Raw genomic sequence first — 15,513 nt, forward strand, 5'->3', positions numbered from 1 at the left:
GCTAATCCTCCTGGGTGATACGCAGCAGTTCGTCGACGCTGCTCAGGCCTTCCAGCACCCGCTGGCGACCGTCCTGGAACAGGCTGCGGGAGGTCTTGCGCGCCTCGGCGGCCAGCACATGCTCGGTGGCGCCCTGATGAATCAGTTGCGACAGGGCGGCGCTGACATTGACCAGCTCATAGATCCCGAAGCGCCCGCGGTAGCCTTTCTGGCAGTGCTCGCAGCCCCGGGCCTTGAACAACCGGGGCGCGGCAGTGGCGTCGAGGCCCAGGCGCCGGCAGGTGGCGGCGTCCGCCACATAGGGCGTCTTGCAGGACGGGCACAGACGACGCAGTAAACGCTGGGCGACGATGCCAGCCAGGGACGACGCCAGTAGATAGGCATCCACGCCCATGTCCACCAGCCGCGTGACCGCGCCGACGGCGGTGTTGGTGTGCAGGGTCGAGAGCACCAGGTGCCCGGTCAGCGACGCCTGGACGGCGATTTCGGCGGTCTCGCGGTCGCGTATTTCGCCGACCATCACCACGTCCGGGTCCTGGCGCAAAATGGCCCGCAAACCGCGAGCGAAGGTCATGTCGACTTTCGGGTTGACCGGCATCTGGCCGATGCCCGGCAAGTGATATTCGATGGGGTCTTCGACGGTGAGGATGTTGCGGCTCTGGTCATTGATGCTGCTCAGCGCCGCGTACAGGCTGGTGGTTTTCCCCGACCCCGTGGGCCCGGTGACCAGCACGATGCCGTGGGGCTTGCCGAGCAACTGGCGCAGACTCGCCAAGGTGTCGTCGGGCAGGCCCAGGCGCTGCAGCTCCAGGCGCCCGGCCTGCTTGTCGAGCAGGCGCAACACCACGCGCTCGCCATGGGCCGAAGGCAGGGTCGAGACCCGCACATCGACCTCGTGCCCGGCCAGGCGCAACGCCATTCGCCCATCCTGGGGCACGCGTTTTTCGGCGATGTCCAGACGCGCCATGACCTTGATTCGCGACACCAGCAGGTTCGCCAGTTCCCGGCGTGGCCGGAGCATTTCCTGCAACTGACCGTCGATGCGCATGCGCACCGACAGGTACTGTTCGAACGTTTCCAGGTGCACATCCGAGGCGTGTTCGCGGACGGCCTCGCTGAGCAGCGCATTGATCAGCCGGATGATCGGCGCATCGCCCTGCTGCTCCAGCAGGTCGGTGGTCTGCGGCATCTGGTCGGCCAGGCTGAGCAGGTCCAGTTCCTCGTCCAGGCCTTGGGCGACCTGTTCGGCGGCGCTCTGGCCCTGGCGATAGACGCTGGCCAGGCGCGCAGCGAACTGTGCCGGCTCCAGTATCTGGATCGGCAAGTCCCGCCCGCACAGACGCTGCACTTCGGCCACGGTGGTGAGCGGTGTATCGCGGCGCATGACCAGGCTCAACGTCGGCCCCGCACCTTCCAGCATCACGCCCAAGCGCCTGGCGAAACCAAAGGGCAACGGGGCTTGCGGTTCAGTCACAGGGCACCCGAGCGCTGTTGCGGATCAACCGCCGCGGCATCTGTGGATGACTCGAACAGCTGGCGGGCGTCCCGGGGCAGCAGCAGCGAATTGTTTTTTCGCGAGCCGGGCTTGCTCAACTCCCGAAGCGCGTCATAGCGCTGGCGGCTGACCTCGGCAAGGTCTTCGTTGCTGCGCACGATGGTCGGGCGCAGGAACACCATCAGGTTGCTCTTGGTCTGGGTGTCGCGGTTCCAGCGAAACAACGCACCCAAATACGGAATGCTGCGCAGCAATGGCACACCGCTTTGCTGGGTGCGGACACTGTCGCGGATCAGGCCGCCAATCACGATGATCTCGCCGTCGTCCGCCAGGATCGTGCTCTTCAAGGCGCGCTTGTTGGTGATCAGGTCGGAGGAGTCCACGCCGGAAACAGACGGTGCGATGTCCGAAACCTCCTGCTCCACTTCCAGGCGCAAGGTCGAGCCTTCGTTGATGTAGGGCTTGACCTTGAGGCTGATGCCGACGTCCTTGCGCTCCACGGTGGTGAACGGGTTGTCCGCGCCGTTGCCACTGGTGGCGTAGGAGCCCGTCTTGAACGGGACGTTCTGGCCCACGATGATTTCCGCTTCCTGGTTATCCAGGGTCAGCAGGCTGGGGGTGGACAGCAGGTTGCTGTGAGTGTTGCTCGCCAGCGCCGAGATCAGCGCACTGAAGCGGTCGCCGCCCAGCCGCAGGATCGCACCTTCCGGTCCTTTATCCAGCTCACTGAGGTTCAGGTTGCCGATAATCGGGATGTCGGTACCCGGAAAGTTGATAAACCCGGTCGCGCTGCCTCTGTCGAGCCCCCACTGCACGCCCAAGGCTTCGGTAATGTCCCCGGAAACCTCCACGATGGCCGCGTGGATAAGCACTTGGGCCCGAGGTTGATCCAGTTCACGGACGATGTTTTCAATGATACGAATCTGGGCCGGCTCGGCGATCAGCACCAGGGCATTCTGGCTTTCATCGGCCTTGATCATGAACGGGCGGGTGGCGGCAATGTCTCGCTGGCCAGCGAGTGCCGGTGTGGTTTTTTTATCCTGCCCGACGCCTTCCAGCACTTCGGCCAATTGCTTGGCATCGCTGTGGCGCAGGCGGATGACCCGGGCGTTGTCCTGGGATGCCGCAGCCGGGACATCCAGGCTCCGGGCCAGGTCGACCAGGCGCTGGCGCACCGCCGGCGGGCCGATGATCACCAGTCGATTGCTGCGGGCATCAGCGATCACCACGCCCGCCATGTCACCCTCGCGCTTGCCGACGGAGGCTTCCATCAGCGGCGCGATGTCCCCGGCCTGGGCATGCCGCAACCGCACCACCAGATGATTGCGGTTGCGCCCTGAGTCCAACTGCCGAACCACGTCGGCGAGGCGCTGGACATTGGCAGCGGTGTCGGTGACCACCAGGGCGTTGGACGATACCGAAGGGCCGACGTAACCATTGGCCGACACCAGGGGCCGGATCAACCCGGCGACGTCGGCGGCGATGCTTGATTGCAGGTCCAGGACCCGGGTGACGAACTGCGACGGCGTGGCGTTTTTTGCATCCGCGATTGCGGCGCGCGTCTTGGCATCGCTGACCGGGGTGATCAGGATGCGCTCGCCCTCGTCGATCACCGTGAAGTTATGCGCATCGAGGACCGAATAGAACAACCGACGCACACCTTCGCGGTCCAGCGCCTCGCGGGACATGACGGTGATACGCCCCGACACGCGGGGATCGAGCACCACGGTCTTGCCCAGGATCGCTGAGAACTCCTCGACCACGTCGCGCAGTTCCGCGTTGTTCATCGCCAGTTGCCACTGGGCCTCTTCGGCCTGCAGTAAACCGACGGGCATCAGCAGGCAGGACGCGGCGAGGCAGAACAGGACGCGCGAAACACGGCCCCGGATAAAGCTGTTCATGAATTCGATCACTCTAATTGCCCGGCCACCGGGCGTAGGTATTGCGAGGAGTGGATAGCCGCATGGCGCCCATCTTCGGGGTCCAGCTGGCGCAACAAGGGCTTGGCCGCCGGTTGCAGGGCCAATCGCTCTTCACGTCCATTGCGCCACAGCGTCACATGGCTGGTCTCGACCCGGCGCAGCACGCTGCCACTGGGCAAGCGCTCGCCCACCTGATAAATGCGCGGGCCGGCAGCGTCCGCGAGCAATGCCCGGGACAAGCCTTGATCGGCGACAAAACTGGCTTGCAACGTAATCGGTTCGGCGCTCGGGGCGTGGGCACCTTCGGGTGCCAGGCCTAGCACCGTGGCCACGGCCTGGACGTTGGGCACGTTGCGAACAGGAGCCACCGGCGGGGTGGTCAGCACCGGCACATCACGACCCAATACCTGGCGAAAGCGCCACTCTTGCCCGGCCAGGAAGATCCCGTACAGCAGCGGCAGGAGCACCAGCAGCAGCTTCGGCAGACGGCTGCCGACCCGAAAATACAGGCTCACCGTTGTGCGCTCTGGATCGTGCCCGCAGGCTTGGGCTTGGCGAAGGACATTCGCCGCACCACCCGGCGTCCGGAAAACTCGTGCCAGAGCACCGCGCACAGATGCAGCGCGACGAGCATCGAAAGCACCACGCAAGACAGCCTGTGGACGGTGTTGGCCAGGTCGATCAACACCGGATCAGCCAACGGCTGGGGGAATCGAACGAGGCCAAAGACACTGATGGGGCTTTTCATCATCAGCACACCGGTCACCAGTACGACACCGATGACCAGATAGATAAGCCCATGCACCGCCAAGGCCAGCCGCTTGTCCAATGAAAGCGTCGCGCCACGGGGCGCCAGCTCGCAAACGAACAGCCAGGCCCGCCATAGGAAAAACGGAATGAACAGCGTCGTCAGCGACACATTGAGTGAGCCGACCCACTGTTCGGTCGAAGCGGATACCGAGTTGGACGCCACATAAAAACCGGACGCCAGCGCCCATAAGATAATGACCGCCGACAACCAGTGCAGCAGCACACGTCGCCTGGAGTAAGGAATAGACATCACTGCGTTCTCATCTGAAAGCCCCAGGCAACCCGTACGGATCGGCTGGGGCTATGCCTGTCAGGACTTACAGCTTGTCCCAGGCGCTCTGCCAGGAGGCACCGACACCTGGCTCAAAGCCGTTCGCTGTCGGGGAGTACTGCTTGCAGTAGCCGGACGCGGGGAACGGCTTGCATTCGAAGACTTCGTCAGTCTTGGGCTGCAGCACTTTCGTGCCGGCGGTGTAGTCGTTGGCACCTTCAGGGAACACGAAGTCATACTCGATGTCGGCGCCCTCGCCGGTCAGGGTGACCGTCTGGGTCTCCTGGCGCGTGGTGCGGCCGTCTTCGGTGGTGCCCACCAGCGTCAGGGTATGAACCCCTGGGGCGCTGCGCACGTCCAGGCTCAGCGCAGTGCTGCCTTCACCCACCTTGCTCACGACACCCACTTGCTTGTTCTTCTCATCGAACAACGTGGCTTCGAGGTTCATCCGGCGGTTTGTCTGCGCGGCGAACGCCATGCTGACCCGACCTTTGTCGAGTACGTACTCTGGCTGCAGGGAGGAAATCCCCAAGCTGGCGCCCGTGTCTTCCTGCATGTCCAGTTGCACTTCATAGCGGGTCACACCGCTTTCTTCCTGGGCGTACAGGCTGTTGGCGCCCTTGATCGGCGTGATATTGCCTTCGTCGTCACGAACACCGGCACGAATCGGGGAATGGGCGTTGTTGATGGCTTCGGCCAGTTTGAACGACCAGTTTCCAGCCTCGCCTTCTTCGGCGTTGTCGATGCTGATCTCTACGCTGTATTGGGCATTTTCGCCGGTGGCGGAGAATGCCCGGGCCTTGACCTTGTCCCCTGCCAGCAACGGGGTGGATGGGGTAATGCTGCCCACCGGTTTCCAGCCGCCCGGCAATGCGGCTTCGGCGAGGATGTTCACATCCACAGGGTTATAGAACGCGTTATCGGTATCACCCACTGTCCAGACGCCCAGGATGACGTGGTGACCCGATTTACTGTCAGGAATGACGCAGTTGTGTGGGGCACCGGCTACCGGGGGTTGATGACCACCATCCACCGTGCAGAACGGCGTGTTGTCGAACGAGGCGCGCTTGAGCGCTTCGTTCGGGTTCCAACCGTCGCGGGTAATGAAGTATTCGTGTTTGGTCGCAGGGTGCGCGGCGGAGTATTGCCATTGAAAGGTGATGTTGCGGTCCCTGATTTCAGTCAGGTGCCAGCGCGTGGCAGATTGCGCATCGAGGGCAGAAAAATTGGCTTTGCCGCCGCTGGCGATTTTGCCGTCGACAGGGCCTTGCAGCGGTGCACCACCGACGCCACTCGGGAAGCCCTTGAAGGTTTCGCCGGTACTCTGCGGTTCGTACTGCGCGCCGCCGCAGTTCAGGTTGACACCTTGCTTGCACAACAGCGCACGAGAAGGCGGTACTTCGACGAAGCCATGGGCCAGCACACTTTGGGATGCCGCCAGGGCCGACAACAGAACTAATGAAGACGCACACCCCGTTAATACATTGCCTTTGTTGAAGTTATTTTTCATATAAATTCCAGACTAGTCATCAAAATGAAAGACGTGTCACCGCCTGCTTGAAAGGCGCGCCGGACTGCTCAGCGCCCGCCCTTACAAGTGCCCGGAACTTTATAGAAACTTATGGATTCTCTATGTAGGATAAATCTCTCAACATAGAAGGAATGATCTCTGATTCGATTTCCCTTACATAATTAGAGAAACATCTTACGAACAAAAATGCCCAACAAACAAAAGCAAACAACCCAAAAAATAATCGACTGGTTATAGGTTGGACGGTTAACAGCGGACAAAAAAAATCCTGTCCGGCACGGGTCCGGACAGGCTGGGTGACGGGGAATCAAATGTGGTATTGCGCCGACAACTCATGCACCGCCCGCAGGAAAGCACCGGCGTGTTCCGGGTCGACTTCCGGGGTGATGCCATGGCCGAGGTTGAACACATGGCCGCTGCCACTGCCGTAACTGGCCAGGATCCGCCCGACTTCCGCGCGGATCGCTTCAGGCTTGGCGTAGAGCACGGTCGGGTCCATGTTGCCTTGCAAGGCGACCTTATGACCGACACGCTCGCGAGCGTTGCCAATGTCGCAGGTCCAATCCAGGCCCAAGGCGTCGGCGCCGGCCTCGGCAATGCTTTCCAGCCACAGGCCGCCGTTCTTGGTGAACAGGATCACCGGGACTTTGCGACCTTCGTGCTCGCGGATCAGGCCGCTGACGATCTTGCGCATGTAGGCCAGGGAAAACTCCTGGTACGCCGCTGCCGACAGGTTGCCACCCCAGGTATCGAAAATCTGCACCGCTTGCGCACCGGCCATGATCTGGCCGTTGAGGTAGGACGTGACCGACTGCGCCAGCTTGTCCAATAACAAGTGCATGGCTTGCGGGTTGTCGTAGAGCATCGCCTTGGTCTTGCGGAAGTCCTTCGACGAGCCGCCTTCGACCATGTAGGTCGCGAGGGTCCACGGGCTGCCGGAGAAACCGATCAGCGGCACACGGCCGTTGAGTTCACGGCGAATGGTGCTGACCGCATCCATGACGTAGCCCAGGTCCTTCTGCGGATCGGGAATCGGCAGGGCTTCGATGTCGGCCAGGGTGCTGACGACTTTCTTGAAGCGCGGGCCTTCGCCGGTCTCGAAGTACAGGCCTTGGCCCATGGCATCGGGAATGGTGAGGATGTCGGAGAACAGGATCGCCGCGTCCAACTGCGGGTAGCGGTCCAGCGGCTGCATCGTGACCTCGCAGGCGAACTGCGGGTTCATGCACAGGCTCATGAAGTCGCCCGCCTTGGCGCGGCTGGCGCGGTATTCCGGCAGATAGCGACCGGCCTGGCGCATCATCCACACCGGGGTGACGTCTACGGGTTGCTTGAGCAGGGCGCGAAGGAAACGGTCGTTCTTCAGGGCAGTCATGTCGGCATCCGGAAAAAAAGTGCGGGCATTTTCTCAGAGCGCGACGCAAAAGGCACGGCAAGAGCCGTGCCTTTTATCTATCGGGGCAATTTGTCGCGGTGCAACACAGTCTTCTAACACCACAAAAGACCTGTGGGAGCTTTTTTGTGGGAGCAAGGCTTGCCCGCGATGAAAACACCGCGGTCCCTTGATTACCGAGGCGCCTGTATCGCGAGCAAGCTTTGCTCCCACAAAGCTCGCTCCCACAGGATTGGTGTCGTTCGGTCAGACCTGCAAGTAATCCAGGATCCCTTCCGCCGCATTGCGGCCTTCGAAGATCGCCGTCACCACCAGGTCGGAACCGCGGACCATGTCGCCACCGGCGAAGATCTTCGGGTTGCTGGTCTGGTGTTTGTACTGGCCCTGTTCCGGGGCGACGACACGGCCCTGGCTGTCGGTCTGGATGCTGAACTGCTCGAACCACGGCGCCGGGCTCGGGCGGAAACCGAAAGCGATGACCACGGCGTCGGCCGGGATGATCTCTTCGGAGCCCGGGATCGGCTCGGGGCTACGGCGGCCACGGGCGTCCGGCTCGCCGAGACGGGTCTCGACCACTTTCACGCCTTCGACCTTGTCTTCACCGACAATGGCAATCGGCTGGCGGTTGTAGAGGAATTTCACGCCTTCTTCCTTGGCGTTCTTCACCTCTTTGCGCGAGCCGGGCATGTTCGCTTCGTCACGACGATAGGCACAGGTCACCGACTTGGCGCCCTGGCGAATCGACGTGCGATTGCAGTCCATCGCCGTGTCGCCACCGCCGAGCACCACAACCTTCTTGCCCTTCATGTCGACGAAATCTTCTGGCGACTTTTCGAAGCCCAGGTTGCGATTGACGTTGGCGATCAGGAAGTCCAGCGCGTCGTAGACGCCCGGCAGGTCCTCACCGGCAAAGCCGCCCTTCATGTAGGTGTAGGTGCCCATGCCCATGAAGACCGCATCGTATTCTTCAAGCAGTTGCTCCATGGTCACGTCCTTGCCCACCTCGGTGTTCAGGCGGAACTCGATGCCCATGCCGGTGAAGACCTCGCGGCGATTGCTCAGCACGGTCTTTTCCAGCTTGAACTCGGGAATGCCGAAGGTCAGCAGACCGCCGATTTCCGGGTTCTTGTCGAACACCACCGGGGTCACGCCACCGCGTACCAGCACGTCGGCACAGCCCAGGCCCGCCGGGCCCGCGCCGATGATCGCCACGCGCTTGCCGGTCGGCTTGACCTTGGACATGTCCGGGCGCCAGCCCATGGCGAACGCGGTGTCGGTGATGTATTTCTCCACCGAACCGATGGTCACCGCGCCAAAACCGTCGTTGAGGGTGCACGCACCTTCGCACAGGCGATCCTGCGGGCACACCCGGCCACAGACTTCCGGCAGGGTGTTGGTCTGGTGGGACAGCTCGGCGGCCTGGAGGATGTTGCCCTCGGCCACCAGTTTCAGCCAGTTGGGAATGAAGTTGTGCACCGGGCACTTCCATTCGCAATACGGGTTACCGCAGCCCAGGCAGCGGTGGGCCTGGTCGGCCGACTGCTGGGGTTTGAAAGGCTCGTAGATTTCCACGAACTCTTTCTTGCGTTGACGCAACAGTTTCTTCTTCGGATCCTTGCGCCCGACATCGATGAACTGGAAGTCGTTATTCAGACGTTCAGCCATTGTTAAAACCTCATCAAACTCTTCAGGCGCATATCACTGCGGGTTGGCACGAGTGCTGGAAAGCAACGATTTCAGGTTGGCAGCCTTGGGCTTGACCAGCCAGAAACGGCGCAAGTAGTCATCGAGGTTCTCGGCGAGCTCACGACCCCACTCGCTGTCGGTTTCCGCGACGTACTCGTTCAGCACGTTTTGCAGATGGCTGCGGTAGGCCTCCATCGCCTCGCCGCTGATCCGCTGGATTTCCACCAGTTCGTGGTTGACCCGGTCAACGAAGGTGTTGTCCTGGTCGAGCACGTAGGCGAAACCGCCGGTCATGCCAGAGCCGAAGTTATAACCGGTCCTGCCCAGCACGCAGACAAAACCACCGGTCATGTACTCGCAGCAGTGATCGCCGGTGCCTTCCACCACGGTGTGGGCGCCGGAGTTACGCACGGCAAAACGCTCGCCCGCGGTGCCGGCGGCGAACAGCTTGCCGCCCGTGGCGCCGTAGAGGCAGGTGTTGCCGATGATTGCACTGTCCTGGGTCTTGTAGACGCTGCCCTTGGGCGGAACGATGACCAGCTTGCCGCCGGTCATGCCCTTGCCCACGTAGTCGTTGGCATCGCCTTCCAGGTACATGTTCAAGCCACCGGCGTTCCAGACGCCGAAGCTCTGGCCCGCGGTGCCCTTGAAGCGGAAGGTCACCGGTGCCTTGGCCATGCCTTGGTTGCCGTGCTTGCGCGCGATTTCGCCGGAGATCCGCGCACCGATGGAACGGTCGCAGTTGCAGATATCCAGTTCGAACTCGGCACCGCTCAGGTCGTTGATCGCCGCAGCGGCCATGTCGACCATCTTCTCGGCCAGCTCACCCTTGTCGAAGGGCGGGTTGCGATCAACCTGGCAGAACTGAGGCTTGTCTGCCGGAATCAGATCGCTGCCCAGCAACGGGGTCAGGTCCAGGTGATGCTGCTTGGCGGTCTGCCCCTCGATGATGTCCAGCAGATCGGTACGGCCGATCAGCTCTTCAAGGGAGCGCACGCCCAGTTTCGCCAACCACTCGCGGGTTTCCTCGGCCACGTAGGTGAAGAAATTCACCACCATGTCGACGGTGCCGATGTAGTGGTCCTTGCGCAGCTTGTCGTTCTGGGTCGCCACGCCGGTAGCGCAGTTGTTCAAGTGACAGATGCGCAGGTATTTGCAGCCCAGGGCGATCATCGGCGCGGTGCCGAAGCCGAAGCTCTCGGCGCCGAGGATGGCGGCCTTGATCACGTCCAGGCCAGTCTTCAGGCCACCGTCGGTCTGCACCCGGACCTTGCCGCGCAAGTCGTTGCCGCGCAGGGTCTGGTGGGTTTCAGCCAGGCCCAGCTCCCACGGCGCACCGGCGTACTTGATCGAGGTCAACGGCGATGCACCGGTGCCGCCGTCGTAGCCGGAGATGGTGATCAGGTCGGCATAGGCCTTGGCCACGCCGGCGGCGATGGTGCCAACGCCCGCTTCCGCCACCAATTTCACCGAGACCAGCGCCTTGGGGTTCACCTGCTTGAGGTCGAAGATCAGTTGCGACAAATCTTCGATCGAATAAATGTCGTGGTGCGGCGGTGGCGAGATCAGGGTCACGCCGGGAACCGCATAGCGCAGCTTGGCAATCAGGCCGTTGACCTTGCCGCCGGGCAGTTGGCCGCCTTCGCCGGGCTTGGCACCCTGGGCGACCTTGATCTGCAGTACTTCAGCGTTGACCAGGTATTCCGGCGTCACACCGAAGCGGCCGGTGGCCACCTGCTTGATTTTCGAACTCTTGATGGTGCCGTAGCGCGCAGGGTCTTCGCCGCCTTCACCGGAGTTGGAACGCGCACCGAGGCGGTTCATGGCTTCGGCCAGGGCTTCGTGGGCTTCCGGGGACAACGCACCGAGGGAAATACCGGCCGAATCAAAGCGTTTGAGCACCGACTCCAGCGGCTCTACTTCACTGATGTCCAGCGGCGTGTCGAGGGTCTTGACCTTGAGCAGGTCGCGGATCATCGACACCGGACGGTTGTCCACCAGCGAGGTGTATTCCTTGAACTTGCCGTAGTCGCCCTGTTGCACGGCGGCTTGCAAGGTGTTGACCACGTCCGGGTTGTAGGCGTGGTATTCGCCACCGTGAACGAACTTCAGCAAACCGCCCTGCTGGATCGGCTTGCGCGGGCTCCAGGCCTCGGCGGCCAGGGCTTTCTGTTCGGCTTCGATGTCGACGAAGCGCGCGCCCTTGATACGGCTCGGCACGCCACGGAAGCTCAGCTCGCAGACTTCCTCGGACAGGCCGATGGCCTCGAACAATTGCGCGCCACGGTACGAGGCGATGGTCGAGATGCCCATCTTCGACAGGATCTTGAGCAGGCCCTTGGTGATGCCCTTGCGGTAGTTCTTGAACACCTCGTAGAGGTCGCCCAGCACTTCACCGGTACGGATCAGGTCGCCCAGCACTTCATAAGCCAGGAACGGATACACCGCCGAAGCGCCGAAGCCGATCAGCACTGCGAAGTGATGCGGATCGCGTGCGGTAGCCGTTTCCACCAGGATGTTGGAATCGCAGCGCAGGCCTTTTTCGGTCAGGCGATGGTGCACCGCACCGGTGGCCAGCGAGGCGTGGATCGGCAGTTTGCCCGGGGCGATGTGACGGTCGGTCAGCACGATCTGGGTACGCCCGGCGCGCGCCGCTTCTTCAGCCTGGTCCGCAACGTTGCGGATCGCCGCTTCCAGGCCGATGTTCTCGTCGTAGTTCAGGTCGATGACCTGACGCTCGAAGCCGGGACGATCGAGGTTGGTCAGCGAGCGCCACTTGGCCGGGGAAATGACCGGCGAACTGAGGATCACCCGCGAGGCGTGTTCCGGCGACTCTTGGAAAATGTTGCGCTCGGCACCGAGGCAGATTTCCAGGGACATCACGATCGCCTCGCGCAGCGGGTCGATCGGTGGGTTGGTCACCTGGGCGAACTGCTGGCGGAAATAGTCGTACGGCGTACGCACGCGTTGCGACAACACGGCCATCGGCGTGTCGTCGCCCATGGAGCCGACCGCTTCGTAGCCCTGCTCGCCCAACGGACGCAGCACCTGGTCACGCTCTTCGAACGTCACCTGGTACATCTTCATGTACTGCTTGAGCTGGTCGACGTCATAGAAAGCCGAACCGTGGTCGTTGTCTTCCATGGTCGCCTGGATGCGCAGGGCGTTCTTGCGCAGCCATTGCTTGTACGGATGACGGGACTTGAGGCGGTTGTCGATGGCATCGGTGTCGAGGATCTGGCCGGTCTCGGTGTCCACGGCAAAGATCTGGCCCGGACCTACGCGGCCCTTGGCGATGACGTCCTGGGGCTGGTAGTTCCAGACCCCGATTTCCGAGGCCAGGGTGATGAACCCGTTGGTGGTGGTGACCCAGCGCGCCGGACGCAGACCGTTACGGTCCAGCAGGCAGACGGCGTAGCGACCGTCGGTCATGACGATACCGGCCGGGCCGTCCCACGGCTCCATGTGCATGGAGTTGTATTCGTAGAAGGCGCGCAGGTCCGGGTCCATGGTCTCGACGTTCTGCCAGGCTGGCGGCACGAGCATGCGCACGCCACGGAACAGGTCGATGCCACCGGTCACCATCAGCTCCAGCATGTTGTCCATGCTCGAGGAGTCCGAACCCACGCGGTTGACCAGCGGGCCAAGCTCTTCGAGGTCCGGCATCAAATCGTTGGCGAACTTGGTGCGACGGGCCACGGCCCAGTTGCGGTTGCCGGTAATGGTATTGATCTCGCCGTTGTGGGCGAGGAAGCGGAATGGCTGGGCCAGCGGCCATTTCGGCAGGGTGTTGGTGGAGAAGCGCTGGTGGAACACGCAGATCGCGGTTTTCAGGCGCTCATCGCTGAGGTCTGGATAGAAGGCGGTGAGGTCCGCCGGCATCATCAGGCCTTTATAAATGATGGTCTTGTGGGAAAAGCTGCAGATGTAGTGATCGGTGTCGGTGGCATTGGCCACGGACGAACGACGACGGGAGCTGAACAGCTTGATCGACATGTCCTGGTCGCTCAGGCCTTCGCCAGCGATGAACACCTGCTCGATCTGCGGCAGGCGCTCGAGCGCCAAGCGGCCGAGGACGCTGGTGTCGATCGGCACTTTGCGCCAGCCAACCAGTTGCAGGCCGGCGGCCAGGATCTCGCGATTCATGTTTTCGCGAGCCGCCTCGGCCTTCACCGGGTCCTGGTTGAAGAACACCATGCCCACGGCGTACTGCTTGGGCAGGGTTACCCCAAACGTTTCCTGGGCTACGGCACGCAGGAACTCGTCGGGTTTTTGAATCAGCAAGCCACAACCGTCACCGGTCTTGCCGTCGGCGTTGATCCCACCGCGGTGGGTCATGCAGGTCAGGGCCTCAATGGCCGTTTGCAAAAGGGTATGACTGGGCTCGCCCTGCATATGGGCTATCAGGCCAAAACCGCAGTTATCCCTGAATTCATCTGGTTGGTACAGACCTGCTTTCATAGACACTTTCTCACCAGGCTGCCTCTTATCGAGACAAATTTCTTTTCAATTCAACCAGTTGCATGCCGCGCCGAACGTACGCCAGCTTTGCGGGGGCAAAAGGGAGGTCATTGTACACACCGACACAGGGGCTCACAAATTTGACGACGAACTGTCGCAAATCCATGTCGCATTTGTGAAAGGTTTAAAGCTATATGCTGTGCTAGTCAAAACTTTTTTGGGTTCGACCGCTACGACTCAAACGCTACTGTGACGCAGACACCACAAGGCGCGCGGCCTGAAAGGCCGCCCGCCCTTGCGGAAATTTTGAGGTTGCCGGGAGAGGCGGCCTGGGTAAGGCCGCCGAATCTTCAGCGAGTTGCTGCCAGTTCCTGTTGGACGCTGGCGACAGTGCGAGGCCAAGGTTTACCAGCCTGAACCTTCGCTGGCAAGGCCTTGATGGCGGAAACGGCTGCATCACGGTTGGCAAAGCTGCCGTAGGTGATGACATAGAGCGGCTTGCCGTTGAGCACTTTCTTGAAATAACGGTACTCGCCGCCCTGTTCCTTGACGAAGTTCTGCGCCGCGGTTTCGGAGCTTGTGCCGAGGATTTGCACCACGTAGTTGCCCGGCGCCTGGCCGGCGTACCAGCTACCGCCCGCGGCCTTGGCCGGGGCAGCGGCAGGCTTGGCCGCCGGTGCTGGCGCTGCCGGCTTGGCCGCAGGCGCTGGAACCGGTGCAGGCTTGGCGGTGGCGACCTGAGTGGGCGCTGGGGTCGGCTTGGCGGCTGGAGCTGGTGCAGGCGTCGTCGGCGCAGGACCGGCCGGTACGCCCGCAGGCGGCGCGGTGGTGGTCACGGTAGGTGGCACGTCGCTGGTGTCTTCGATCGGAGGCGGCGCACCGTCGTCACCCTCGGTGATTCCACCTGCGGCTTCCGCCAGGGGCCCACGCATGACCGGTTGCGAGTTGCCGACCAGCGGCAGCGGCATCGGCTGGGTATTGCCGGCAAATTCCACCGCCGGTGCACCGCCGTTGGGTTGCGGTGTACCTTGGCCAAGGGGCAGTTGCGCCTGTTCGTTGGCAGGTGCGCCGGTGGTTGGCGCCTTGCTGCGACCCGGCATCAGCCAGGCGGCGGCAACTGCAACCACGACGACGGCGGAAATTGCCAATACGTGTTTCTTCGGCATGTTGAACCCCATACTTGGACGCTTCACCGCTGAGCGGCTGGCAATCATGACTTCGATGAGAGCATCGCGGGCAACCTGGTTGATGTTGCCAGGCCAACCGTCGGCGCTTTCGTGAATCTCAGAGATCTGATCGGCGGTGAAAAGTTCGATGCCCCGCCCCGCACCTTCAAGACGCTGGGCCAGGTATTCACGGGTTTCTTCCTCGGTGTAGGGCGCCAGTTCGATGACGTGGAAGCGCTCTTCCTCGAGGTTCAACTGGTCCAGGTCGGCGATCAGCGACGACTCGCCGAACAGGAACACATGGGGGCGACCCTCCGGCGCACCGGCCGCCAGGGCCAGCAGGGCTTCGAGGGCCGATTCGTCAAGTTGCTCGGCATCGTCCACCAGCAGATAGACTTCCTGCCCGGTCAGCGCCAGTTGCACGATCTGATCGAGAATGGCACCGACTTCAGCCTGGGCGACGTTCAGCGCCTGGGCCACCTGGCGCAACACGCCGGGGGCATCGCCGGCGCCACGGGCCGATACCACCACGCTTTGCACCGACTGTTTGTTGGTGCTGGCCACCAGGGCCTGGCGCAGCAAGGTCTTGCCGCTGCCCTGGGGACCGGTGACCACCAGGAGCAACTGGCTGTAGCGCGCCAGATGATGCAACTGGCCCAGCACCGGCTTGCGCTGGGCGGGGAAGAACTTGAAGCCCGGGACCCGTGGGGCAAAAGGGTCATGACTCAATTGGAAATGGCCGAGGAAAGCCTCGTCGGCATGCAAACTAGTCATCGCA

General features: G+C 62.3%; 9 protein-coding genes. All 9 read right to left on the minus strand.

What is annotated here, in order from left to right:
• Position 1: 1 nt before the first annotated feature.
• On the minus strand, positions 2-1,474 hold the full coding sequence (gspE, locus tag M1D99_RS27780; protein WP_458131104.1) for a type II secretion system ATPase GspE: 1,473 nt from the start codon (positions 1,472-1,474) through the stop codon (positions 2-4).
• On the minus strand, positions 1,471-3,396 hold the full coding sequence (gene gspD, locus M1D99_RS27785; RefSeq protein WP_458131105.1) for a type II secretion system secretin GspD: 1,926 nt from the start codon (positions 3,394-3,396) through the stop codon (positions 1,471-1,473). The genes gspE and gspD overlap by 4 nt, the downstream gene beginning before the upstream one ends.
• 8 nt (positions 3,397-3,404) lie before the next feature.
• The gene (locus M1D99_RS27790) at positions 3,405-3,932 is read right to left on the minus strand and encodes a type II secretion system protein N (protein WP_434572874.1); all 528 of its coding nucleotides are present in this window, start codon (positions 3,930-3,932) and stop codon (positions 3,405-3,407) included.
• The gene (locus tag M1D99_RS27795) at positions 3,929-4,477 is read right to left on the minus strand and encodes a cytochrome b (RefSeq protein ID WP_434572876.1); all 549 of its coding nucleotides are present in this window, start codon (positions 4,475-4,477) and stop codon (positions 3,929-3,931) included. Before M1D99_RS27795 ends, M1D99_RS27790 begins: the two co-directional genes overlap by 4 nt.
• A gap of 67 nt (positions 4,478-4,544) precedes the next feature.
• Positions 4,545-6,008, minus strand: coding sequence for an N-acetylglucosamine-binding protein GbpA (gbpA, locus tag M1D99_RS27800; RefSeq protein WP_434572878.1), 1,464 nt, complete (start codon positions 6,006-6,008; stop codon positions 4,545-4,547).
• A gap of 328 nt (positions 6,009-6,336) precedes the next feature.
• Positions 6,337-7,404: a uroporphyrinogen decarboxylase gene (gene hemE / locus M1D99_RS27805; RefSeq protein WP_434572880.1), complete on the minus strand. Its 1,068-nt coding sequence runs from the start codon at positions 7,402-7,404 to the stop codon at positions 6,337-6,339.
• Positions 7,405-7,668: 264 nt separating this feature from the next.
• A complete protein-coding gene (locus tag M1D99_RS27810; RefSeq protein WP_003196992.1) occupies positions 7,669-9,087 on the minus strand; it encodes an FAD-dependent oxidoreductase in 1,419 nt (472 codons plus the stop codon).
• 33 nt (positions 9,088-9,120) lie between these two features.
• Positions 9,121-13,569 carry a glutamate synthase large subunit gene (gene gltB / locus M1D99_RS27815; protein WP_458131106.1) on the minus strand — a complete coding sequence of 1,483 codons (4,449 nt, stop codon included), beginning with the start codon at positions 13,567-13,569 and terminating at the stop codon, positions 9,121-9,123.
• 350 nt (positions 13,570-13,919) lie between these two features.
• The gene (locus tag M1D99_RS27820; RefSeq protein WP_458131107.1) at positions 13,920-15,509 is read right to left on the minus strand and encodes an AAA family ATPase; all 1,590 of its coding nucleotides are present in this window, start codon (positions 15,507-15,509) and stop codon (positions 13,920-13,922) included.
• Positions 15,510-15,513 lie beyond the last annotated feature (4 nt).

The organism is Pseudomonas sp. R3-41 (assembly GCF_054161485.1).

Coding starts and splice junctions, on each gene's coding strand:
- gspD (WP_458131105.1), bottom strand. CDS start 3,396: ATGAACAGCTTTATCCGGGGCCGTGTTTCGCGCGTCCTGTTCTGCCTC.
- M1D99_RS27795 (WP_434572876.1), bottom strand. CDS start 4,477: ATGTCTATTCCTTACTCCAGGCGACGTGTGCTGCTGCACTGGTTGTCG.
- gbpA (WP_434572878.1), bottom strand. CDS start 6,008: ATGAAAAATAACTTCAACAAAGGCAATGTATTAACGGGGTGTGCGTCT.
- hemE (WP_434572880.1), bottom strand. CDS start 7,404: ATGACTGCCCTGAAGAACGACCGTTTCCTTCGCGCCCTGCTCAAGCAA.
- M1D99_RS27810 (WP_003196992.1), bottom strand. CDS start 9,087: ATGGCTGAACGTCTGAATAACGACTTCCAGTTCATCGATGTCGGGCGC.
- gltB (WP_458131106.1), bottom strand. CDS start 13,569: ATGAAAGCAGGTCTGTACCAACCAGATGAATTCAGGGATAACTGCGGT.
- M1D99_RS27820 (WP_458131107.1), bottom strand. CDS start 15,509: ATGACTAGTTTGCATGCCGACGAGGCTTTCCTCGGCCATTTCCAATTG.